This is a genomic window from Bradyrhizobium sp. 164 (genome assembly GCF_023073715.1).
Lineage (GTDB): Bacteria > Pseudomonadota > Alphaproteobacteria > Rhizobiales > Xanthobacteraceae > Bradyrhizobium.
Map to the genome: position 1 here is coordinate 80,227 of NZ_JADPKA010000040.1, position 21,071 is coordinate 101,297.

Sequence of the window (21,071 nt, forward strand, 5' to 3'; positions counted from 1 at the left end):
CCAAAAATATACCTGCCCTGTGAACAGCGGGATGAAGAGTTGCGAACAGTGCGGCATGCAAATTTTTTTGGTTGGGAATCCCTGAGGACTCACTGATACTTGGCTCCACAGCAGGCGCGGCCGAGACCCCTGTTATCCCCCACAATCCACCATATTTAGTATTTGATTCAGGAACTCGCACTAGTTCTTGACGGGCGCAGCGGAGAGTCCTAGCTTTCGGTCCGTTCGGCGCGAGTGAGTTTGCGTCCCGCCGGCACTCCCCCAAAGGGTCTCGCAAATCAACACTCCGCCCGCCAGCCAAAGGCAGCGGATGAGGGCTTGTCTGCCCTTTGATGGAGGACGTTTCGGGCGCCAGAACGGGCCGGCAACAGGCTCGCATGGCAACGGTTGAAGTGACGGCGGGGCGTTGAACGCATGTCGGGCTCATTCCCTTGGGGCGGATGGGCCTGGACATGCCGGCGGATGTGAGGTGCGCGCACCGAACAATCGCGTCGGGAGAACAAGGGCCGGGTTCACCGGCTGAACTGCGATGCCCGAGGCCGAACGGCCAAAAGGACTCGCGAAGCGAAATGTCGACGGGAACGCCTGAACGGAGGCGGTTCGGTCAAAGATTAAGGACGGGGCAAGACCATGCGGATTGAGCGGCGCCACACCACTTCGGGACAGTCACCTTATGCGGGAATCGATTTCCGGCTGACCACGTCGGAGATTCGCAATCCCGACGGCTCGGTCGTGTTCAAGCTGGAGAACGTCGAGGTGCCGACCGAATGGTCGCAGGTCGCCTCCGACGTCCTTGCCCAGAAATATTTCCGCAAGGCCGGCGTCGCCGCGCGCCTGAAGAAAGTCGAGGAAGAGTCCGTCCCCTCCTTCCTGTGGCGCTCGGTGCCCGACACCGAGGCGCTTTCTGTCCTACCTGAGAAAGAGCGCTATGTCAGCGAGCTCAGCGCAAAACAGGTGTTCGATCGCCTCGCCGGCTGCTGGACCTATTGGGGCTGGAAGGGCAAGTATTTCTCGACCGAGGAAGACGCCCATGCCTTCTTCGACGAGCTCCGCTACATGCTCGCCATGCAGATGGTCGCGCCGAACTCGCCGCAATGGTTCAACACCGGCCTGCACTGGGCCTATGGCATCGACGGGCCCGGCCAAGGCCATTATTACGTCGACCCCTTCACCGGCAAGCTGACCAAGTCCAAGTCGGCCTATGAGCACCCGCAGCCGCACGCCTGCTTCATCCAGGGCGTCGGTGACGACCTCGTCAACGAGGGCGGCATCATGGACCTCTGGGTCCGCGAGGCGCGCCTGTTCAAATACGGCTCCGGCACCGGCTCCAATTTTTCGCGCCTGCGCGGTGAGGGTGAGAAACTCTCGGGCGGCGGCCGCTCGAGCGGCCTGATGAGCTTCCTCAAGATCGGCGACCGCGCCGCCGGCGCCATCAAGAGCGGCGGCACCACGCGCCGCGCCGCCAAGATGGTCGTGGTCGACGTCGATCACCCCGACATCGAGACCTATATCGACTGGAAGGTGAAGGAGGAGCAGAAAGTCGCCGCCCTCGTCACGGGATCCAAGATCAACCAGAAGCACCTCAAGGCGGTGCTGAAGGCCTGCGTCAATTGCGAAGGCTCGGGCGACGATTGCTTCGATCCCGAGAAGAACCCTGCCCTGCGCCGCGAGATCAAGCTCGCGCGCCGCAGCCTCGTGCCTGACAATTACATCAAGCGCGTCATCCAGTTTGCCAAGCAAGGCTACAAGGACATCCAGTTCGACACCTACGACACGGACTGGGACTCGGAAGCCTACCTCACCGTCTCCGGCCAGAACTCCAACAACTCGGTCTCGCTGAAGGACGATTTTCTGCGCGCCGTCGAGACCGACGGCGACTGGAATCTGACGGCTCGCACCTCCAAGAAGGTGACGAAGACGCTGAAAGCGCGCGACCTCTGGGAGAAGATCGGCCACGCCGCCTGGGCCTCGGCCGACCCGGGCCTGCACTTCAACACCACGATGAACGACTGGCACACCTGCAAGGCGTCCGGCGACATCCGCGCGTCCAATCCGTGCTCGGAATACATGTTCCTGGACGACACGGCGTGCAACCTCGCTTCCGCCAATCTGCTGACGTTCTACAACACCACGACGAAGCATTTCGACGTCGAGGGCTACGAGCATCTCTGCCGGCTCTGGACCCTCGTGCTCGAAATCTCGGTGATGATGGCGCAGTTCCCGTCCAAAGCGATCGCCGAGCTCTCCTATGAGTTCCGCACGCTCGGCCTCGGCTACGCCAATATCGGCGGCCTCTTGATGACCATGGGCCTGTCCTATGACAGCAAGGAAGGCCGCGCGCTCTGCGGCGCCCTGACTGCGGTGATGACCGGCATCACCTACAAGACCTCGGCCGAGATCGCCTCCGAGCTCGGCACGTTCCCCGGCTACAAGAAGAACGCCGCGCACATGCTGCGCGTGATCCGCAACCACCGCCGCGCCGCGCATGGCGAGTCCTCCGGCTATGAGGCGCTCAGCGTCAACCCGGTGCCGCTCGACCACGCCTCGTGCCCGCAGCAGGACCTGGTCGCGCATGCCAAGGCGGCCTGGGATGCGGCGCTCGAGCTCGGCGAGCAGCACGGTTATCGCAACGCCCAGACCACGGTGATCGCGCCGACCGGCACGATCGGCCTCGTCATGGATTGCGACACCACCGGCATCGAGCCCGACTTCGCGCTGGTGAAATTCAAGAAGCTCGCCGGCGGCGGCTACTTCAAGATCATCAACCGCGCGGTCCCCGCAGCGCTGCGCGCGCTCGGCTATCGCGAGAGCGAGATCGCGGAGATCGAAGCCTACGCCGTCGGCCACGGCTCGCTCTCCAACGCGCCGGGCATCAACGCCTCGACCCTGAAGGCCAAGGGCTTCACCGATGAAGCCATCGCCAAGGTCGAAAAAGCCCTGCCGACCGCCTTCGACATCAAGTTCGCCTTCAACAAGTGGACCTTTGGCGAAGACTTCATCCGCGACCAGCTCGGCATCGGCGCTGAAGCCATTGCAGCCCCCGGCTTCGACCTGCTCCAGGCCGTGGGCTTCACCAAGCGCGAGATCGAGGCGGCCAACGTCCACATCTGCGGCGCGATGACGGTGGAAGGTGCCCCGCACCTCAAGGCCGAGCACTATCCGGTGTTCGACTGCGCCAATCCGTGCGGCAAGATCGGCAAGCGCTATCTCTCGGTCGAGAGCCACATCCGCATGATGGCGGCGGCGCAGCCCTTCATCTCGGGTGCGATCTCCAAGACCATCAACATGCCGAACGACGCCACGGTGGAGGACTGCAAGTCCGCCTACATGCTGTCGTGGAAGCTCGCGCTGAAGGCCAACGCGCTCTATCGCGACGGCTCCAAGCTCTCCCAGCCGCTCAACTCGCAGCTCATCAGCGACGATGAGGACGAGGACGATGCGGTCGAGCAGCTCTACGAAAAGCCGATGGCGGCGCGTGCCGCCCAGGTCTCGGAGAAGATCGTCGAGAAGCTCGTCGAGCGCATCATCGTGATGCGCGAGCGCGAGAAGATGCCGGATCGCCGCAAGGGCTACACCCAGAAGGCGGTCGTCGGCGGGCATAAAGTCTACTTGCGCACCGGCGAGTATGACGACGGCCGTCTCGGCGAGATCTTCATCGACATGCACAAGGAAGGCGCCGCGCTCCGCTCCTTCATCAACAACTTCGCCATCGCGGTGTCGCTCGGCCTGCAATACGGCGTGCCGCTCGACGAATATGTCGACGCCTTCACCTTCACCCGCTTCGAGCCGGCGGGACCCGTGCAGGGCAACGACAGCATCAAGTACGCGACCTCGATCCTCGACTACGTCTTCCGTGAGCTGGCGGTGAGCTACCTTTCTCGCTTCGACCTCGCCCACGTCGATCCCAACGAGACCGGCTTTGACGCGCTCGGCAAGGGCGTTGAGGAAGGTAAGGAGCCGGACGAGGACGGCGGCCACCACGCGACCAAGCTGGTCTCGCGCGGCCTCACCCGCTCGCGCACCGACAAGCTGGTCGTGATGCGCGGCGGCTCGACCGCGGTCTCGCAAGGCAACGACAGCGCGCCGTCAGGCGGCAGCAAGGTCACGGCGATGGCCTCGCATAGCACGAGTGCTCGTGTCGGCGATGCCCTCGAAGGCGCCGTCGCCCTGAAGCAGGAAGCCCAGCACGATCTCTCCCCCACGGAGAAGCTCGAGCAGCTTCAGTGGAGCAAGGCCAGCAGCGCCGGAACGGTCGCGGTCCCCAGCAAGGCCGAGCGCCGCGCGGAAGCCAAGGCCAAGGGCTACGAGGGCGAGATGTGCTCGGAGTGCGGCAACTTCACCCTGGTGCGGAATGGCACCTGCATGAAGTGTGATACTTGCGGAAGTACGACGGGTTGTTCGTGAACTCTTACTTGGGTTGAACATGTAAAGGCCGCTCAAACGAGCGGCCTTTATTGCAATCAAATTGACAACCTGTGCGAGCCTCAAATGGAGAAGCGTACCGATACTCGTGGATGGCCTTTAAAACTGATCGGCACCCTCGAACAGCCAACGTCTGAGATTTCGACCCCCGGTCACCATTATCGGAATTGCTCTCTTCATTTTGCTTGTTGTTGTTGGCTTTCTAGCGATCGGATGGCTGCTGGCAGATCTGCTGAGCGGAGATCAAAAGCGAGCTGCTGATGCTGCTAAGGCTGCCCTTCCCGTCTTAGCAGGCGCAGTGGGTCTCCCACTCATCGTGTGGCGCTTGCTGATTCTCGTCAACAAACAAGAATCAGTGAAGCCAAGACTGATATCGACAGAGAGACTCATTACACATCGATTTTTTCTCGAGCCATCGAACAACTTGGTCAGACAAGAGAACTGAAACCTACCATTGAAAGTGAGGAATTCGGACAGGGAGATCCGTGACATCGACCTGCAGGACGTTATTGACTTCTATCCAGACGATCTAAGGGGACTTAAAGCAAATCAGCGGTCGGTTCATCCCAAGATGCGGATCGGCCGCCGACTTGGCCTCCGCTCGATCTTCTCGGTCGAGATATCGACGACGAGATCACCTTTTAATGTTTAGTGAGCAGCAGCAGGCGGCGGTGGATTACGCCTTCGGCTAATCTATACGACGGGCTCGCTCCGAGCGATCAAGCCTCAGTCTCCGAAAATCCCCGTCTATCTCATCATCCACACCACCGCCGCCGCCATCTTCCTGCTGCCCTCGACGCTGAGATGACGCCCGTCGGGACCGACGCTGCCCGGTTCCGCCGGACTGACATGTAGGTGTTACCGCAATCCAACATCGTCTCCGTGACCCGCCGCCAAAATTTCTTTTGCTGTCGAGCCCTCACCTCCTAAACTTCTAACCTCACCGGCATGGGTTCGGACGGGCCCGGTAGATGTGGAGTCAAGTATGCCCAAACCGGAAAGCTTCCCGATCGAGAAGATCTTCGTTCCCACGAAGCAGAAGAAAGCACTCAAGCCCGAGATCGTCGGGGAGATCGCGGAAAGTATCCTGGACATCGGACAACAGACCCCGATCTCCGTTCGGCTCGATGGAGATCGCCTCGTCCTTGTCGAGGGACTGCATCGGCTCGAAGCCTGCAAGGCGCTCGGAGAGACGACCATTCTCGGCGTGGTCGTCACAGTGGAGTTTGCTGAGCACAAGCCGCTGCGCGCCGAGCGACCCGAAATCGAGGCAGAGCGTATCAAGATGGCGCGATTGAAACAGTTGCGCCTGGAGAAAGAAGCCGCGGAGGCATCGACGGCTACCTTGAAGAGCGCTGGCGCAACGGAAGCGCCGCGCAGCCGCCCAACGAAAGGCGACCGCGACAATTCGAGGGCATCGCAGGGCCGGACTGCGAAAGCGAAACCCAAGACATTGTCGGACTGGATCACGCAACAAAAGGGCAGCGGCGGCCGCTATTGATGGCCAGGTTTCAGCGGGATTGAACCAAACGCCCCATCATAAATCGATCAGTTCGTCGTCCTACGGGAGAGATAGCCGCAAGCCGCGGCTATCTCTCCTTGCATTACCGCGATCCTCTCACGCCGCTTTCGCCTGCTCCGGCGACGCCGTCTCCATCGCGCGCATGTAGAGATCGAGCAGGCTTTCGCGCTCATCGCGCTCGTTCTTGTCTTCCTTGCGCAGCTTGATGATCTCCTTGAGGATTTTCACGTCGAAGCCCTCGCCCTTGGCTTCCGCGAAGACTTCCTTCTTCTGTTCGCTCAACTCCTGCATTTCGCTGTCGAGGTTCTCGATCCGCTCGACGAAGGAACGGATCTTGCCGCCGGGAATGGTGATGTCGGACATGGTGCCTCTTTGCTGACTGGGATCGTGAAAATGCCCGCAAAGAAATGACCAATGTGTTAACCTCGTCGCCCGCCCATTGCCTGCTGAAAAACGCCGAGGGAGCCGTTGCATGCCCGAGCTTCGCTTCGATGACGGTGCCGCCTATGAGCAGGTGATGGGAGTCTGGAGCCGTTCGGTCGGCGAGGTCTTTCTCGACTGGCTTGAGCCGGCACAAGGGCTGCGCTGGATCGATGTCGGTTGCGGCAATGGCGCCTTCACCGAGCTCATTCTTGCACGCTGCGCACCCAGCGACGTGCAGGGCATCGATCCCTCCGAGGGACAGCTCGCCTTTGCCCGCAGGCGTCCCGGCGCGCGCGGGGCCGTGTTTCAAACCGGCGATGCCATGGCACTGCCCTTTGAGGCGGCAAGTTTCGATGCCGCGGTGATGGCATTGGTTCTCGTGTTCGTGCGGACCCCCTCGCAAGGTGTCGCGGAATTGGCGCGCATCGTTCGTCCCGGCGGCCTCGTTGCGACCTACATGTGGGACATGCTGGGCGGCGGATTTCCGCTCGATCCGATCCTCGATGAGATGTACGCGATGGGGCTGTCGCCGACGCGTCCGCCGCATATGGAAGTGTCCACTCTTGCAGCGCTTCAGAGCCTTTGGAGCGCGGCCGGGCTGCAGCAGATCGAGACCCGCGAGATCGCCGTGCAGCGGACGTTTGCCGATTTCGACGAGTTCTGGAATGTGGAGACGAAGGCCCCCTCCACCGCACCCGTGATCGCGGTCATGCCGGCGGCCGACGTCGCCGCACTCATGCAGCGCGTGAGGGCGCGCCTGCCCACTGATGCGGACGGCCGCATCACCTGCAGCGCCCGCGCGCACGCGATCAGCGGACGTAAGCCGCGCTGAACATGTGGGGAAGCAGGAATTCCTGTGACAACCCGCAGGAATCGCGGTGACAGTGCACTAAATTCGTCCGCCATCGCCGCCCTGCCGAATCTGCGGCTCGATTCACGCTTGGTCGGTGTCAATTAAGTGCACTGTCACCGTAATTCATGCGCCGGAGACGCTAGCGGCCTCGCTCCGCCCGGCTCCCGAGCCCGCCATAATTTTTCCTTTGCACACGCGTTGTGTTGGACAGCGGCGAGACCTATCCTTCCAGTGATCGGACCGCCTCCCATTGACGCCCGACCGGATGGAGAGCGCATCGGTGCCTGAAACGAGCGACCCCAACCCTGATACCCACAAGCCTGATGCCGACAAGCCTGACACCGCCAAGCCGGACGAGGCGCGCGCCGACGGCGGGCTGGCGCGAGCCTATGACCGGATCAAGAGCGCAGAGGAAGACCTTGCGCGGCTGGACCGGCTGGTTTCCGGAATGGAACGCAACAGCGAAGGCCAGCGGGCCTCGCACGCCAGGGCCGGTGCGACGGCAGCCGCAACTTCCGAAAGCAAGGCGCTCGCGCCTGATGCCAAGGTTCGCGATCACGGCTTGAAGGGAGACCGGACCATGGTGCGCGCTTTGGTCGGCCTGGTGCTGGCAATCGGCCTTCTCGGTGCCGCCTTCGCGTCGCAATATCGCGATGAGGCCAAATCGATCAGCACGTCGATCATGGCACGATGGGTTCCGTCGGCCGCGAGCAAGCCCCCGCCCGCGGTGGAAACTCCGGCGCAGCCGCCGGCAGTGCAACTGGCTGCTGCGGATGAGTCGAGCCCGCTGCCCGCGCCGCCGACAGCTAAGGAAACGGAAAGCGCCCCAAAGCCTGGCGCCACAGCGCCTGACCCGTCATCGTCTGATCTTGCGCAATCGCTCAAGGCCATCACGAGCGAGCTTGCGAGCATCAACGGGAAGCTTGAACAACTGAAAAGCCGCAACGAGCAGACCCAGCGTGAGCAGGCCGACACCATTCAACAGCTCAAGGCGGCGCAGGAGAAGGATGCCGCGGACAATGCGCGCCTCGCCGCGCAGGTCCAGGCGCTGCAAACGCAACTCACCGCTTCGTCCGCGTCTGCAGCCGCGAAGCCCGTCGTGCGAAGCGTGACGAACAACGATGCGGCTGCGCATGCCCGGCCGCACGTATCAGCGGCCGAACCCCGACGGCCCAGACCGCCGCGAGGCCCCTGGATGCCTCCGCCGCCCTACATGGTCGAACCTTACGGCTATCCGGATTGGTGAGCCCGCAGGGCGGGCTTTTTTCCCGAAGGCGCGATTGGATTTGAAGGTCCAGAACACCTTGTATGACACGCTGTGCCGGCGATCGTCGTCCTCGATCGCGATGCCGGAGTACCTGTGCTGCGCTTCATGATCCGGTAGCTTCGACCGTGGATGTCAGAGAGGATGCGATTCCGAATCCGTTGACGGTCTCCGCCTTGCTGATGTTGACGCCATGGAGCCGCGAGCGAAAGTGCGCAGCGGTTTTCCGCAAAGATCATGCTCAAACAAATAGCCTAGATTGCATTAACCAAGTCCATCATCTGCGCTGGTCGCACTCCCGAAACGGCATGCCAAAGAAAAGCAAGCGCCTCCTCTCTCGCCTTCGCAAGCTCCGGCGAGGCGCCCGGTGGATGCGCAAGACGTTCGTGCGATCACCGCGGATGGTTCGGATCGCGGCTGGCGTCGCAATCCTGCTTGCGGCCATCGCGCTTCTGAACATGGCCTATCAGTTGATCCGCAAGCCGACCGAGTTGTTCGTCCTTCTCGGACATGCCCTCGACAAGGAGCCGGCGGAGACGTGGGCGAATTACGGGTCGCTCTTCCGCACCTATTCCACCGCTGTCGTCACGCCGGAATTGCTGGCTGCGCTGGCGCAGGTCGAAAGTTCCGGCAATCCCGTCGCGCGCACCTATTGGCGCTGGCGATGGAGCTTCAATCCGCTCGCGATCTACCGGCCGGCCTCCAGCGCCGTCGGTCTCTACCAGATGACCGATCCCGCCTTCGCTGAAGCGGCCCGGTTCTGTGTCCGCGGCAACGCAGTCACGGAGACGGCTTGCGGGTTCAACAGCTTCTACATCCGCGCGATCCCGAGCCATGCCGTCGAGCTGGCATCGGTGTATCTGGACCGCCAAGTGGCCTTGGTTCTCACCCTCGCGGGCGATCTCAAGGCAGGCGCGCAACAGAAGCAGGATCTGGCCGCCTTCATCCATCTCTGCGGCGCAGGTCCCGCCACAGCCTATGCGCGCCGCAAGTTTCAGATGCTGGCCGGGGAGCGCTGCGGCGATCACCTCGTCGCAAGCTACGTCGCCAGGGTCAACGCGATGAAGCGGCAGTTTCAGCGCCTTGCGGCGGATGACGGCGATTAGATGATGCGTTTCGCAGACCGTAGGATGGGCGGAGCGACTTGTCCGCCGTAACTCGGCGAGCGGAAGCGATACTAACGACGCTGCGCGCGACGACGGGTTTCGCAAGAGCTCGACCCATCCTACGAACTACGCTCTACGCGCGCCTCACCGTATCTCGCTCATCGTCACCTGTCCGGCGATCCCGCTCAACTCGGGCTCTTGCGGCGCAAGCTCCTCATCGGAAGACGGGCCTACCGAAACTTCGGCCATTCTACGCTTGACCTGTTCGCAAGTCTTGCGGACGTCCTCGGTGAACAGCGCGCATTCTTCGATGCGCTTGAAGATCCTCCGTCCCTCTTCACGATACCCCGCCGCCGTCTCTCGCATGAACGCGATCGCATCATGGACCTGGGCTGTCAGCGCCTCGCATTTGTGCGCGGCGTCGATCAACTCGGTGCCCATGGCCTCGATCTCTTTTGCAGCAGACTCGTAGTCGCGGATGACCGCCTCTGCACTGAGCGCGCCGACGCGCGACACGCCCGCGGTGTGCTCGACGTAATCAGGCAGAGCAATGGAAGTAATAGAGCTTCCCGAGCGTACCGACGCAATGTCCGCTTCGAGTTGGACCAGATTCACTCCGTCCCGTCTGCGCAATTGTTCAACACTTGCCATGATTGATCCTCCCAATACGCACCCCGAACCCTTAACAGCATTGGGTTTATTACGGGGATAAATGTCATTCTACCTCAATGAATCCTTGACAGTCTCAGGTTTGCCATTTTCCTAATCGCTGACGTCGCACGCAGCGATGTTGAACCTGGACGTGCTCAACCTGTTCTGATCGCGGGTGGCGGAGATGGGAGGTGCGCAGGGACTCGAGCTGTCGAGCGAGAAATAAGCGGTTGTGTGAGCGTGGCCCGGAGCGCGCGTGGCGAAATCCGGGTGTTGTGCCCGCGCATTCGGCGCGCGGCCTATCATCGGCCGGCGTTTTCCGCCGACCGCAAGCCGGTCAGTTCTGCGTCCGTCGATGGCCGATCACCACATGCCGCAGAATCTGATGGTTGTTCACCACCAGTATGGCCACCGCCATCCCTCATAGCGGACCCACGACGAAACCAGTGGCGGGCCGTATGGATCGACCCGGTCGTCTTCAGGACGATAGCGATATCGTGGAACGATATAGTAATCCCACGGCGTTGGCCTGAGCACGGGCGCCGTGACGATAAGTCTCTGCTGGGGTTCACGAACGACTTGCGCCTTCCGCGCCCGGGCTTCAGCACCTGACGTTCCAAGGCTGCACAGCACCAGGGCCGTTCCGAGCGCACACGCGGCGGTCATTGTCTTCATGCGTTGGCCTCCTTCCCGCCAGAGTGCGCAAGGACGCAAAGCAAGGCAAGCCTAATTCGTTTTCGACCTGCTCGAACGCCCGCTGCCGGCTTTGGCGAATCCGGCCGCTCCGCCACCAGCCGCCTACTCCCGCGCCCGACGCACCGCCTCCTCCAGCTTCATCCTCTGCTTGTCCCACCGGCTCTGCTCCGCCTCCGCACGTTCATCGAGGGCAGCCCGCTCGGCTTCGATCTCTTCGGTGCGAGCCTCGTGCTCGCGCCTCGCCTTGTCCAGCGCCGCCTGCGTGCTCGCGACCGCCTTGTCGCGGCGTGCGCGCTCCTTGGCGCGGGCGGTCTCCTCTTTCCTGCGCTCGGCTTCGCGCCGCCGCTCTTCCTTCTCGAACGCCGCGGCGGCCTCGCGCGCCTGTCGATCGTCAATCTTGCGGGACGGTGTCTTTGCCGTCTTGGCCGGACGCTTGCTTGGCTTGGGTTTACGTTTCGGCCTGGCCTCGCCGTCGCCGAGGTCAGTCGGCAGTTCGGCGCTTTCGGTGAACGGGCCGTCCGAGCCGACCGGACGCCTGAGCACAACCCCGGGGCTTGCCATGGTCGCGGCGACGATGTCGGGGTCGTCGGTCTCTTTCGCCACGCCTTGATGGAACAGGTTGGAGCTGGCGCCCCACGCCTCCAGCGCTGCCTTCATCGAGGGCGCGGCGACCGCCTGGTCGTAGAAGCCGAGCGAAGTCTGATAGGTCTTCAGTTTTCTTTTGAGTTTTTTTGGCATCTCGCCCCACGGCCTGGCGACGCACCAGCTTCCGTCGCACCGGCGCCATCATGCCAGTCTGCCCCTGTTTTGCCCGACGAGTCAAACGCTATTCGGGATCGCCGAAGTCGGCCCGGAGCATCGGTGCCACGTGCCCTGCTCGCCCGATCGGAAAAATATTCGGACTTGCAGAACTCTGAAATCCCTCATGTTTTCTACTGTGCATGGGGTTGTTTTCACAACTTTGCTTTGACCGGCTCCGCCCCGCTCGACCTAAGCCCCGAGCAGCGCGTCATATCCGCGCTCGCTGAACGCCAGCAGACAGAAGCCGTGCCCGAACGGATCGGCCAGCATCGCGATCCGCCCATAGGGCGCATCGCTTGCGACAACTTCGAGGATCGCGCCGGCGCGCAGCGCGCGTTCGACGGCGGCATCGACATCATCGACGACGACGTCGATATGCACGGGCGTCCAGTGCCGCGCGTAGCGACGGCGATCGCCGCCGGCGCCGATTGTGCCGGCCTGCTTGGTGAGCAGATACACCGGCGCCGGCCAACCCAAGAGCTCGACGAAGTCGGCGTCGAAGCGGCGGCCGACCGTCAGGCCGAATGCTTCGGTGTAGAAGGTCGTCGCTTGCGCGACGTCGGGGACGTCGATGTTGAGGAGGAAGGTCATGATGGACTCGTTGCGCGGTTGCGCAGCGAGCGTAGCCCGAATGGAGCGTCGCGCAATCCGGGATGGCGCCGCAGGTGCAGTCCCGGATTTCGCTTGCGCGCCGGGCGACGGTCTTACGGGATTTCGTACACCGACACCTTGTCCGCGATCCCGCTCAGCGCGACGCTGCGACGCGTCGGGTTGAGGCCGCCGGCCTCCAGCAGCGTCCGCGCCTCGGCGTTGTCGACCACCGCCTCCGTCACTACGATCGCGCGCGAGGCGGCGAGGCTCTGGACGCGGGAGGCGATGTTCACGGTCTGGCCGAAATAATCCTGCTGGCCGTTGAGGGTGACGGCGAGGCACGAGCCCTCGTGAATGCCCATCTTGAGCAGCAGGCCCTGGTGCTGACGCTGGGCGCCGAGCTCGCTCATGGCCTCGCGCATGCGGATCGCGGCGGCGATGGCACGATCGGGCGTCTCGAAGGTCGCCATCACGGCATCGCCAATGGTCTTGACCACCGCGCCCTGCTCGGAGGCGATGATCTCCTGCAGCAGGCGGAAATGCTCATTGACGAGATCGAAGGCGACGAGGTCGCCGACATGCTCGTAAAGCCCGGTGGAGTCCTTCAGGTCCGAGAACAGGAAGGTCAGGCTGAGGATCTTGAGGCGCTGGCCGATCGCGAGCGTATCGGTGCGATAGAGATCGCGAAAGGTCTGGTTGGTGAGCAGGCGCTTTGCGGTGAGGCTCGGCTTGCGCCGGGTCAGGAGATCATCGAGCCGCTGGTTCATCACCCACACCGCCGGCAGTACGCGGCCGTCGGTGCGGTTCTCCAGCGTCAGCCGCAGCGGGCCCGGGCGCAGGCTCACGGCGTCGACCGGGACCTCGGTCCTGTTCAAGATTAACGACAGGGTCTGGCGCTCGGCCGTCTCCTCGCCCTTCACCTCGATATACTGTGCGGTGTGGGTCACGGGATCGAACACGATCAGCATGCCCGGCTGCACTTGCAGCGAGAGAATGGCGCGCTCGCCCGGCGGCAGGTCGACGGATTCCAGGGTCAGCTCGCGAAGCAGGCCGTCGAGGTCGGGCGGAAGCTCGATCGCCGAGCTCCAGAACACCTGGCGGTAATATTCGGCGAGCGGCAGCTCCTCGGCATTGTGCGCGGCGATCCTGCGCACGCGCGGGCTGACCGCGAAGGTCACCTCGACCAAATTGTCGAGCGTCGTCTCATAGCCGGCGGCGCAGAAGGCGCAGTGATATTGCGGGCTGTTGACCGTCTTCAGGCTCTTGTTGGCCGAGAGCACGCCGGCGCAGCTCGGGCACATCACGCTCCAGGTCATCTCGAGGATGCCGAGCCCGACCGCATGCAGCAGCCCCGCGATCACCTGCTCTTCGCCGAGATTGGCCATCCTTGCCAGATGCAGCGCATTGATCTTGCACAGGGCATGGTCCGGTCCCTCCCGCACCATGCGCTCGAGCATGTCGACGACGGGCGCGTCGGCCGACTGGCGCAGGACACCGAACAGGGTTTCGATCTCGCTCATGCCGTGATGTTACATGGAAGGGGGTGACGCGGACATCCGCTTTCCGATTACCTATGCCGGGTAAGGAGGAGCGCAAGCCATCGTCGTCAATTGCTGCGTCACGATGATGGGAGTTTGCCGAGCCCGGCAAAGGCCGGATTTCCCTTGTTTTCCCCATCCCCGCCGCTATCGCTTCGCGCGCCCACCAAGTGGTCGGTGTGACCGAGCGCGATTGCGGTGGCGTTGCCCTGCGGCGCGATCCATTCGGCGTCATCGGTGAACAGCGCCGCGATGCGTGCTGCGTCGCGGCCATCTGGCGCGGCTGTTCGAGCGCAAGGTCGGCGCCACGCCGCATCCGCTTGCCAAGACGCTGCGCGTGCAACGCGCCAAGCGCCTGCTCGATGCCGGTGATCACACTATAACTGAGATCGCGTTCCAGGCCGGCTTCGGCTGCCTGCGCCGCTTCAACGCCGCTCGCCGAACTCTTCGGCCGCTCGCCGTCGAGCCTGCGCGCGCGTCCAATTTCGTCGTTCATGGTCGCACGAGGGGGCGGATGGCGCGCGCGGCGAGACCCGCCTGCCCTTCATGCGATGTCAACTCAGCGGGCTGCGCCCGTCGTGACGTCCGCAGTCTTGACCTTGTGGGGGCTGAGCACCTTCAGTTGGTGCACTGAAGCAACCGTCGTGGGCGCCGCGACCTGCTGCTCGACATGGGCCGCACCGAGGACGCGCACCTGCAAGGGCGAGACCGGAAATCCGTTGGCCTCATAGGTCGGCAGCTCAGCGGCGAAAGCCGAAGTCGCGCCCGCGATCGTCAGGACGGTGGCGGCGATCGTCAAAGTCTTCTTGTTCATTGGTGATGCTCCTGATGGAAGATTCCGAGCACATTTAAGCGCGTCATGCTGCATTGCGACATCCGCTGTTGCATTGCAACAGCGCACGCAGCGCATGGCGATATGCTTAATGCGTACAAAGTCTTGGCCGAATCACGCCGGCCGGGCCATCGCGCTTTGCGGGCGGAGGTCAGCCGCCGAGCACGTTGCCCCAACCATCGAAGAGGTAGGCCTTCCAAGCTACGGTTCCATCCTCACGTGGCCGGCTGGCCTTCCGGTAGTCATCGGCCTGTTCGGCGGTCCAGGTAATGATCGTGTCGGACAGACGATCGTGCAGGATGGCGGGCTCGGTGGGATCGAAGTCGTCCATGGGACGAAGCGAGGAATGCGTGCTCATGGGCCGATCAACGCACGGCCGTGCGCAAAGTTGCCGCGAAGCGCCAGGCGTCTTGTCAAACAGCCGATCGCGAACCCCTTGACCGCCTATTTCAGCGCGGTCGCGAGCGATTGCAGTTTTGCGACAAGGTTGGTGCCGAGCGCATAGATGATCTCGATAATCGCGAGTGCGATGCCGGCCGCGATCAGACAGTACTCGATCGCAGTGGCGCCGGATTCATTGGCGACGAATTCGGCCCATTTGCATTTCAACTTCACTGACGTGCCTTCCTATTGCTACCAGAAATTGCGGGCCCGCGAAAAGTGCATTAAAGCAATCCAAGATTGAGTAAATGGGGTTCGCTCAATTTGACGACAAACCGGCTGGTTGCAGGCATTCCGTCGCAGCCGCACATGCGGCCGCCATGGAACCCGCGTTGCAACTTCGCAACACCTCTTCGAAAAGCCCGTTTTCGTTGATTTACGCCATTGCGCCGCCACACCCTCTTCCGAACAATTGACGTGCTGCGTGCCTTTCCGTGCAAGACTGTTTGCATCAAGTCTGTTTGCATCATGACTGTTCGAACAAGACTGGTTCGAACAGAACGTTTGGAGGCAGGGATCATGAATGATCGGCGGTCTCTTCTTGTGGCGGTCTCATGCCCCTCCGCTGTTCTCGCTGCTTGGCTGGTGCTCTCCCTGTCGGCCTACGCGCCAGCCCTTATCGAGAACAGCGGCGCCAATGCGGCTGCCGTCTCGCGCGCGAAGGATCTCGGTCGCCTCGACCTCGCCGACGTCCCGCGCGCTGCGACCATCGAGGACGGTGTCGCCTTGACCGCCGACATTGCGGCGGCTGCGGCGAGCCTCGTAACGATCGAAGCGGCAGCCACGCCGGAGGCGGAGGTACCTGCCCCCGCCGTCCAGCTCGCGTCGGCCGATCCCGCGCTGATATTGTCGGCGGAGCCGCCCGCGCCTCAAATTTCGCTTGAACCAGCACCGAGCGTCAGCGAGGCTCCGCCTGCGCCGGCGCCAGAGCCCTTCAAACTCGCATCTGCCGATCCCACCGAGATCGTGACCACGGACGCGTTGTCCCCCGCCACGATCGCGAGCGGATCCGCCCCCGTTGCAAGCAAGGCGTCGCCACCCGCGGACACCGTCGCCGTGCTCGACGAATGCTTCGTCGTGGACGCCTGCATCGATCGCTATCTCTGGGCGCTCTACCAGCGCACGCCTAAGGAGGATTCGATCAAGGTGCAGGAACGCCGCGCCGTCACCGTCAAGCGCAAGGGCAAGACGGTGACCGTGATGCGCAGCTTCACCAAGCTGGTCGACGAGGATTTCGGCTGGAAGGATCCCAAGGCGGCCGAGCATGCCGGCATGTCGATGATGGATTACGTCATCGGCGGCATGGACAAGAGCTTCAAGCGAAAGCTGTTTCGGACGCTGCTCGCCGCCGAAGCCGCCGGCCTCTCGCCGGGCATCACCAGCGCGTTCCGTGACGATTATCGCCAGTCGATCGCGAGCGGCCTGAAGGCCGCCTCCGACCGCTCCTATCACGGCGGCAGCACGCGTGGTGGTTACGGGCACGGCATGGCCGCCGACATCGTCAGCACCCAGGGTAGCAATCGCGCGCAGCGCTGGGTCTCGACTGAAATCCTGTGGAAGTGGGTCGATGCCAACGGCAAGGCATTCGGCATCGGCCGGCCCTATCTCGGCCGCGATCCGCCGCATGTCGGCCCGATCGACGGCCAGGAATACATCTCGCGCCGGGGCACGGCGGAGCGCAAGGAAGCCGCCAACGCGAAGCCCAGCAAAGTGCGCGCTGCGGCCCACGCAAAGCCGCCCAAAGCACAGGCCATGCGTGAGCAGAAGAGCCCGGCAAAATCGCAGAAGGCGGCGCAATCGGCCGGCAAACGCGCGACCTGAAGCTACGGCTTGCGGGCCGGCGTGGGCAGCGGCACGAGACGCATCTCGGCTGTGCCGGCCTCCTGCGTGCGCACCAGCACCGCAAAGATGGTTTCGACTGCCAGCCGCACTGCCACCTCCGTCGTCAGCCCCTTGGCGAGATGCGCCGCGATCAGGCCGGTGAGAAGGTCGCCCGTGCCATAGGGCCGGATCGGCAGACGCAGCGTGGCAAAGCGCGACAAATGGCCCTCGGCGCAGAGGATCGTCTCCAACTGTCCTTCGGGCGTGTCCGCCAGCGTGCAGCCGGTGGCGACGACGTCGAGGCCGGCCTGTCCCGCGAGTGCCGCGCAGGCCGCGCGCAGGTCCTGCGCATCGGCAATCGTGAGGCCCGCAAGCAGCTCGAGCTCGAACCGGTTTGGCGTGGTCAGGTTCGCGGCCGGCAGCAGCCGGCGCCGGAGCACGTCCAGAATTCCATCGGCGACATAGACGCGACCATCGTCTCCGATCACGGGATCACAGAGATAGACGAGCTTCGAATTGCGCACCAAGGCCCGCTCGACGAAATCGGCAACGACGGCGGCATTGCCGGGCGAGCCGAGATAGCCGGTGACGACCACGGCCGCCTCGTCGACGAGATCGCGCTCTTCTACGCCCCTGAGAAGATCGGCGACCAGCTCGGTCTCCAGCACCCGCCCGCGCAGGCTCGGATAGCGTGGATGGTTCGACAGCAGCGTCGTCGGCACCGCCGCGACATTCACACCCTCCGCCTGCACGGCGTAGGCAGCCGCGCTGTTGCCGACGTGGCCGTGGACCACCTGACTTTGAATGGAGATGACGAGCATCAGAGTCCGTAGGGGCAAATACTACGCAAGGCAAGTGCAGCAATCATAGCCGAGATAGAGCGCACCTCCATCCTAGCTACAGGATTGCGGCACCACGTGCCGGCAATGCCTCAGCGCCGCGCCAGCCTTGTAAGATAGGCGCAGAACATGTCGGCGATGGCATCGGCATAGGCTGCGATCTCCGCCTCGCTCCGCGTCTCTTCCGAAAAACTCCTGCCGACCTCGCTGAGCGTCGTCGCGATCAGCTCGCCGGCGAGGGTGCGCGTCGCATCCGAGGCTTTGGGCAGCGCCTCCCGCATGAAGGCGGCGACGATGCCCTCGCCGGCCGCCCGTGCGTCCTGCGCCTCCGGCGCGTCGCGATAGAGCGGCGCGGCATCGCTGAGCGCGACGCGGATCGCAGCCTCCTCGCATTCGGAGCGGATGAAGGCATGGACCAATGCGCGCAGCCGCGCCAGCGGGGGCCTCGCCCGGTTCGCCAGGATGCCGCGCAGGAGCTCGCTGGTGCGCCGCCACTCGTCGCTCTGGAGGCGGAACAGGATCGCCGCCTTGTTCGGAAAATATTGGTAGAGCGATCCAACGCTCACCCCGGCCCGCTCCGCCACCCGCGCCGTCGTGAAACGCTGCGCCCCCTCCTTCGCCAAGACCTGAATAGCGGCATCCAGGATGGCCGCCACCAGCCCGGTGGAGCGGGCCTGTTGCGGCTGTTTTCGCGAGGAAATTGAACGACTTCGACGGTCGGCCATGGTGCCTGCGAGCAATGCGAATAGGAAATGCGACGAATTAGTCGTATTTCGGTCTCCGCGCAAGCACGCGCTTCGCCGCGAACTCTGGAGACGCCAAATGACCACCCCAACCACCACATCGCTTACGCCGCTGCTGGATCGACTGTTCGACGAGGCCGAAGCTGCAAGCAGCGCAACGCTGGCCGCTATCGCCGACTTGTCCGATGCCGACCGGGCGCGGATGATGCGCAGCAAGACCGCTTACCGCGACCTCTATGGACGCCTGAGGGACGCTCCGCTCGCGGTCTCGCGCGAGACCGGCAGCCTGCTCTACATGCTGGCCCGCAGCTCCCGCGCCAGGGCAATCGTCGAGTTCGGCACCTCGTTCGGCATCTCGACCCTGCATCTTGCCGCAGCTCTGCGTGACAATGGCGGCGGCCGCCTCATCACCAGTGAGTTCGAGCCGTCCAAGGCAGCGCGGGCGCGGGACAACCTGTCGGCCGCCGGTGTAATCGACCTCGTGGAAATCCGCGAGGGCGATGCGCTGAAGACGCTCAGTGCCGATCTGCCCGATACGATCGACCTCGTGCTGCTCGATGGTGCCAAGGCGCTCTACTCGGATATCCTGGATCTGCTCGAAGGCCATCTCAGGCCGGGCGCGATCATCGTCGCCGACAACGCCGACGACAGCCCCGACTATCTGGCGCGTGTGCGCAAGCCCGGAAACGGCTACATGTCCACGGCCTTTGCCGAAGACGTCGAGCTGTCGGTGCGGATCAACTGACGCCGTGTCGACGCACCGCGGCATCTCGTGCCGCCACGCGATGGATCGCGCGGCGGCTTCGTGTTGCCTCGGCCGCGTCATCGTCCTGTCCGCATTCCAATCGGTGTCGCAGGTTCGTCACTCACGCGTGTTACCTGCTCACGGCAAAAGCCCGTTCCAGGGGGCTCGACGTATACCGCACAGAATCTTTCTTACGCCGAGAGGCTCATGACCTCCGCCTTCAATGCTTACGCGGCGCTCGCACTTGCCATCGTGTTCGAAGTCACGGCGTCCGCCTTCCTGCAGCAATCCGCTCAGTTCACGCGACCCTGGCCGACCTTGGCGATGGTGCTGTTCTATGTCGCCTCGTTCTATGCGCTGTCGGCGGCAATCCGCATCATCCCCCTGAGCATCGCCTATGCGATCTGGGGCGGGGCCGGCATCATCCTGACCGCCACGGTGTCCTTCGTGCTATTCCGCCAGATGCTCGATGGCGCCGCCTTCGTCGGCATCGCCCTGATCGTGTCCGGCGTCGTGGTGATCAACCTGTTCTCGGAGACGACGGTGCATTGACGCCCGGCAGTCCCGGCACGCGCTACTGGCCCTGCACCGGTTTGGGCGGACGCTGCGCGGATCGCGGCGGTTTTGCGCCAGGCTTGGCCGCATTACGGGGTGGCGGCCCATCGACCGACTCCAGATAGGCGGCGAGCGCCTTGGCGGAATCGGAACTGGTTGCGTAGTGGTCCTTCAAGAACCAGGACAACGTCAGGCTGAAGCGTCCCCTGGCAAGGCCCCGTGGGGTGCGGTGACAGCTCGCGCAACCGTCGGCAAAGAGCCTTGCGGGTGACTTGCCGGCGTCAAGGTTCTGCGCGGCTGCAGCCGTCGCCGTCAGGACGGCGCCGGCGGCAAGACTCATCAAGGGGCGATCAAGCCGCGCCCCGGTCGAAACAGCGAAATCAACATTGTCCCCTGGACCGCCTTGCGGTCACGCCGCCGACAGCTGATCGAATTCGGGCGGCGCATAGGCCTTGCCGTCCTGATCGGTGATGACGACCTGCCACCCCTCGCTGGCCCACACCCTGGCCTTGGCCACGATGAGCAGCCGGCTCTCGCGGGCGAAGCTATACTTCTCGTTGTCGCGTTCTGCGACCATTTTGTAGGCCAATGCATATCCCCTGGCGTTGCCCTGCACCCCGCCCCTCTCGTGGCAGCGGGCTTTGGCGGCAATTCGCCAGGAGCGTGGCAATTTGGTGCCATCCGCAGACAGTACGGCGCCGGCGCGCTCGCAGCCCGGTAACAAGATGAGCGCGCGCCGCATCAGGGATGCGCTTCTGCTGTTGCGGGTTTGCTTGCCGCCAAGCGTGCAGCGCCGCAGGCGCGTCGTCACATCGTGCCGAATCGTCCCCCGGCGCCGTCACGACTGTCACGGAACCGATAGCGCCTGCGCGAGCGTCGCTAGTGCACCCGGATGATGTGCGGCCGGCCAAGATTGATCAGCCCCTGCACCGCCGACAGGCGATCGTCGAGGGCTGCGATCGTGAGCTGCAGATTGTTGCGGCGCTCGTCGAGCATGCCCATCTCGGCGCCGGTGAGCTTTGCGCTCGCCCGTTCCTTGTGGATCGCTTCGAGAGATTTGCGCAGTCCGGCAATCAGGCTGGACAGCTGCTTAGCCTCCTTGGTCATCGACCGCTTCGCGACATTTTGGCGGCGCGTCTCCGCCTGACTCTGTCTCATCGTCATCCTCCCGTGCCCCGCTGCCCCGAGTGGATGCTTACAGCTTTGAGTAGATATATTACGATCGATG

General features: G+C 63.5%; 21 protein-coding genes and 1 pseudogene. 9 read left to right on the forward strand and 13 right to left on the reverse strand.

Annotated features, from left to right (window positions below; all coding sequences use genetic code 11):
• The first annotated feature begins 630 nt into the window (after positions 1-630).
• The gene (locus IVB01_RS15180) at positions 631-4,404 is read left to right on the forward strand and encodes a vitamin B12-dependent ribonucleotide reductase (protein WP_247277260.1); all 3,774 of its coding nucleotides are present in this window, start codon (positions 631-633) and stop codon (positions 4,402-4,404) included.
• A gap of 1,003 nt (positions 4,405-5,407) precedes the next feature.
• Positions 5,408-5,923: a ParB N-terminal domain-containing protein gene (locus IVB01_RS15185; protein ID WP_247449167.1), complete on the forward strand. Its 516-nt coding sequence runs from the start codon at positions 5,408-5,410 to the stop codon at positions 5,921-5,923.
• 117 nt (positions 5,924-6,040) lie between these two features.
• Here IVB01_RS15185 and IVB01_RS15190 read toward each other — a convergent pair whose 3' ends face one another.
• Positions 6,041-6,307, reverse strand: coding sequence for a DUF2312 domain-containing protein (locus tag IVB01_RS15190; protein ID WP_025575662.1), 267 nt, complete (start codon positions 6,305-6,307; stop codon positions 6,041-6,043).
• Positions 6,308-6,416: 109 nt separating this feature from the next.
• Between IVB01_RS15190 and IVB01_RS15195 the strand changes: the two genes are divergently transcribed.
• The 3 genes from IVB01_RS15195 (at position 6,417) to IVB01_RS15205 (ending at position 9,590) form a co-directional block, all read left to right on the forward strand.
• Complete coding sequence (locus IVB01_RS15195; protein WP_247277262.1) at positions 6,417-7,199, forward strand: class I SAM-dependent methyltransferase; 783 nt, start codon at positions 6,417-6,419, stop codon at positions 7,197-7,199.
• A gap of 286 nt (positions 7,200-7,485) precedes the next feature.
• On the forward strand, positions 7,486-8,466 hold the full coding sequence (locus tag IVB01_RS15200) for a hypothetical protein (RefSeq protein ID WP_247277314.1): 981 nt from the start codon (positions 7,486-7,488) through the stop codon (positions 8,464-8,466).
• 326 nt (positions 8,467-8,792) lie between these two features.
• Complete coding sequence (locus IVB01_RS15205) at positions 8,793-9,590, forward strand: transglycosylase SLT domain-containing protein (RefSeq protein WP_247277263.1); 798 nt, start codon at positions 8,793-8,795, stop codon at positions 9,588-9,590.
• Positions 9,591-9,734: 144 nt separating this feature from the next.
• Here the strand turns inward: IVB01_RS15205 and IVB01_RS15210 are convergent, their stop codons facing one another.
• The 4 genes from IVB01_RS15210 to IVB01_RS15225 all read right to left on the reverse strand — a co-directional run bounded on the left by IVB01_RS15210 (position 9,735) and on the right by IVB01_RS15225 (position 13,849).
• Complete coding sequence (locus tag IVB01_RS15210; protein WP_247277264.1) at positions 9,735-10,241, reverse strand: hypothetical protein; 507 nt, start codon at positions 10,239-10,241, stop codon at positions 9,735-9,737.
• A 798-nt stretch (positions 10,242-11,039) separates the two neighbouring features.
• Positions 11,040-11,675, reverse strand: coding sequence for a cell envelope biogenesis protein TolA (locus IVB01_RS15215; RefSeq protein ID WP_247277265.1), 636 nt, complete (start codon positions 11,673-11,675; stop codon positions 11,040-11,042).
• A 252-nt stretch (positions 11,676-11,927) separates the two neighbouring features.
• Entirely contained in the window at positions 11,928-12,329 is a 402-nt protein-coding gene (locus IVB01_RS15220; RefSeq protein ID WP_247277266.1) for a VOC family protein, read from the reverse strand.
• Between the two features lie 113 nt (positions 12,330-12,442).
• Positions 12,443-13,849: an adenylate/guanylate cyclase domain-containing protein gene (locus tag IVB01_RS15225; protein WP_247277267.1), complete on the reverse strand. Its 1,407-nt coding sequence runs from the start codon at positions 13,847-13,849 to the stop codon at positions 12,443-12,445.
• 289 nt (positions 13,850-14,138) lie between these two features.
• Here IVB01_RS15225 and IVB01_RS15230 point away from each other — a divergent pair.
• Positions 14,139-14,334 (forward strand): annotated as a pseudogene (locus tag IVB01_RS15230) (helix-turn-helix domain-containing protein); the annotation flags it as partial.
• Positions 14,335-14,426: 92 nt separating this feature from the next.
• Here the strand turns inward: IVB01_RS15230 and IVB01_RS15235 are convergent.
• The 3 genes from IVB01_RS15235 to IVB01_RS15245 all read right to left on the reverse strand — a co-directional run bounded on the left by IVB01_RS15235 (position 14,427) and on the right by IVB01_RS15245 (position 15,314).
• On the reverse strand, positions 14,427-14,681 hold the full coding sequence (locus IVB01_RS15235; RefSeq protein ID WP_247277268.1) for a hypothetical protein: 255 nt from the start codon (positions 14,679-14,681) through the stop codon (positions 14,427-14,429).
• Positions 14,682-14,850: 169 nt separating this feature from the next.
• The gene (locus tag IVB01_RS15240; protein WP_247297183.1) at positions 14,851-15,057 is read right to left on the reverse strand and encodes a hypothetical protein; all 207 of its coding nucleotides are present in this window, start codon (positions 15,055-15,057) and stop codon (positions 14,851-14,853) included.
• A gap of 86 nt (positions 15,058-15,143) precedes the next feature.
• Entirely contained in the window at positions 15,144-15,314 is a 171-nt protein-coding gene (locus IVB01_RS15245; protein ID WP_247277270.1) for a Flp family type IVb pilin, read from the reverse strand.
• 345 nt (positions 15,315-15,659) lie between these two features.
• On the opposite strand from IVB01_RS15245, the gene IVB01_RS15250 reads away from it, so the two are divergent.
• Positions 15,660-16,961 (forward strand): hypothetical protein, encoded by a 1,302-nt coding sequence (locus IVB01_RS15250; RefSeq protein WP_247277271.1) that lies wholly within the window; start codon positions 15,660-15,662, stop codon positions 16,959-16,961.
• A 2-nt stretch (positions 16,962-16,963) separates the two neighbouring features.
• Here IVB01_RS15250 and pdxY read toward each other — a convergent pair whose 3' ends face one another.
• Together pdxY and IVB01_RS15260 are read right to left on the reverse strand one after the other, a co-directional pair.
• Complete coding sequence (gene pdxY / locus IVB01_RS15255; RefSeq protein WP_247277272.1) at positions 16,964-17,782, reverse strand: pyridoxal kinase; 819 nt, start codon at positions 17,780-17,782, stop codon at positions 16,964-16,966.
• A gap of 110 nt (positions 17,783-17,892) precedes the next feature.
• On the reverse strand, positions 17,893-18,525 hold the full coding sequence (locus IVB01_RS15260) for a TetR family transcriptional regulator (RefSeq protein ID WP_247277273.1): 633 nt from the start codon (positions 18,523-18,525) through the stop codon (positions 17,893-17,895).
• 97 nt (positions 18,526-18,622) lie between these two features.
• Between IVB01_RS15260 and IVB01_RS15265 the strand changes: the two genes are divergently transcribed.
• Together IVB01_RS15265 and IVB01_RS15270 are read left to right on the forward strand one after the other, a co-directional pair.
• A complete protein-coding gene (locus IVB01_RS15265) occupies positions 18,623-19,288 on the forward strand; it encodes a class I SAM-dependent methyltransferase (RefSeq protein WP_247277274.1) in 666 nt (221 codons plus the stop codon).
• Positions 19,289-19,495: 207 nt separating this feature from the next.
• Positions 19,496-19,840, forward strand: a complete 345-nt coding sequence (locus IVB01_RS15270; protein WP_247277275.1) for a multidrug efflux SMR transporter — start codon at positions 19,496-19,498, stop codon at positions 19,838-19,840.
• A 22-nt stretch (positions 19,841-19,862) separates the two neighbouring features.
• On the opposite strand, the gene IVB01_RS15275 is transcribed toward IVB01_RS15270, so the two are convergent.
• The 3 genes from IVB01_RS15275 to IVB01_RS15285 form a co-directional block, all read right to left on the reverse strand.
• A complete protein-coding gene (locus IVB01_RS15275) occupies positions 19,863-20,183 on the reverse strand; it encodes a hypothetical protein (RefSeq protein ID WP_247277315.1) in 321 nt (106 codons plus the stop codon).
• A 69-nt stretch (positions 20,184-20,252) separates the two neighbouring features.
• The gene (locus IVB01_RS15280) at positions 20,253-20,654 is read right to left on the reverse strand and encodes a hypothetical protein (RefSeq protein WP_247277276.1); all 402 of its coding nucleotides are present in this window, start codon (positions 20,652-20,654) and stop codon (positions 20,253-20,255) included.
• A gap of 68 nt (positions 20,655-20,722) precedes the next feature.
• Complete coding sequence (locus IVB01_RS15285; protein ID WP_247277277.1) at positions 20,723-21,001, reverse strand: hypothetical protein; 279 nt, start codon at positions 20,999-21,001, stop codon at positions 20,723-20,725.
• Between the last annotated feature and the right edge of the window lie 70 nt (positions 21,002-21,071).

What these genes read in the sequence shown, in the direction of transcription:
- IVB01_RS15265 (WP_247277274.1), top strand. Translation starts at nt 18,623, where the DNA reads ATGACCACCCCAACCACCACATCGCTTACGCCGCTGCTGGATCGACTG.
- pdxY (WP_247277272.1), bottom strand. Translation starts at nt 17,782, where the DNA reads ATGCTCGTCATCTCCATTCAAAGTCAGGTGGTCCACGGCCACGTCGGC.
- IVB01_RS15220 (WP_247277266.1), bottom strand. Translation starts at nt 12,329, where the DNA reads ATGACCTTCCTCCTCAACATCGACGTCCCCGACGTCGCGCAAGCGACG.
- IVB01_RS15210 (WP_247277264.1), bottom strand. Translation starts at nt 10,241, where the DNA reads ATGGCAAGTGTTGAACAATTGCGCAGACGGGACGGAGTGAATCTGGTC.
- IVB01_RS15190 (WP_025575662.1), bottom strand. Translation starts at nt 6,307, where the DNA reads ATGTCCGACATCACCATTCCCGGCGGCAAGATCCGTTCCTTCGTCGAG.
- IVB01_RS15240 (WP_247297183.1), bottom strand. Translation starts at nt 15,057, where the DNA reads ATGAGCACGCATTCCTCGCTTCGTCCCATGGACGACTTCGATCCCACC.
- IVB01_RS15205 (WP_247277263.1), top strand. Translation starts at nt 8,793, where the DNA reads ATGCCAAAGAAAAGCAAGCGCCTCCTCTCTCGCCTTCGCAAGCTCCGG.
- IVB01_RS15275 (WP_247277315.1), bottom strand. Translation starts at nt 20,183, where the DNA reads ATGAGTCTTGCCGCCGGCGCCGTCCTGACGGCGACGGCTGCAGCCGCG.
- IVB01_RS15200 (WP_247277314.1), top strand. Translation starts at nt 7,486, where the DNA reads ATGGAGAGCGCATCGGTGCCTGAAACGAGCGACCCCAACCCTGATACC.
- IVB01_RS15270 (WP_247277275.1), top strand. Translation starts at nt 19,496, where the DNA reads ATGACCTCCGCCTTCAATGCTTACGCGGCGCTCGCACTTGCCATCGTG.
- IVB01_RS15260 (WP_247277273.1), bottom strand. Translation starts at nt 18,525, where the DNA reads ATGGCCGACCGTCGAAGTCGTTCAATTTCCTCGCGAAAACAGCCGCAA.
- IVB01_RS15215 (WP_247277265.1), bottom strand. Translation starts at nt 11,675, where the DNA reads ATGCCAAAAAAACTCAAAAGAAAACTGAAGACCTATCAGACTTCGCTC.
- IVB01_RS15235 (WP_247277268.1), bottom strand. Translation starts at nt 14,681, where the DNA reads ATGAACAAGAAGACTTTGACGATCGCCGCCACCGTCCTGACGATCGCG.
- IVB01_RS15180 (WP_247277260.1), top strand. Translation starts at nt 631, where the DNA reads ATGCGGATTGAGCGGCGCCACACCACTTCGGGACAGTCACCTTATGCG.
- IVB01_RS15285 (WP_247277277.1), bottom strand. Translation starts at nt 21,001, where the DNA reads ATGAGACAGAGTCAGGCGGAGACGCGCCGCCAAAATGTCGCGAAGCGG.
- IVB01_RS15195 (WP_247277262.1), top strand. Translation starts at nt 6,417, where the DNA reads ATGCCCGAGCTTCGCTTCGATGACGGTGCCGCCTATGAGCAGGTGATG.
- IVB01_RS15225 (WP_247277267.1), bottom strand. Translation starts at nt 13,849, where the DNA reads ATGAGCGAGATCGAAACCCTGTTCGGTGTCCTGCGCCAGTCGGCCGAC.
- IVB01_RS15185 (WP_247449167.1), top strand. Translation starts at nt 5,408, where the DNA reads ATGCCCAAACCGGAAAGCTTCCCGATCGAGAAGATCTTCGTTCCCACG.
- IVB01_RS15250 (WP_247277271.1), top strand. Translation starts at nt 15,660, where the DNA reads ATGAATGATCGGCGGTCTCTTCTTGTGGCGGTCTCATGCCCCTCCGCT.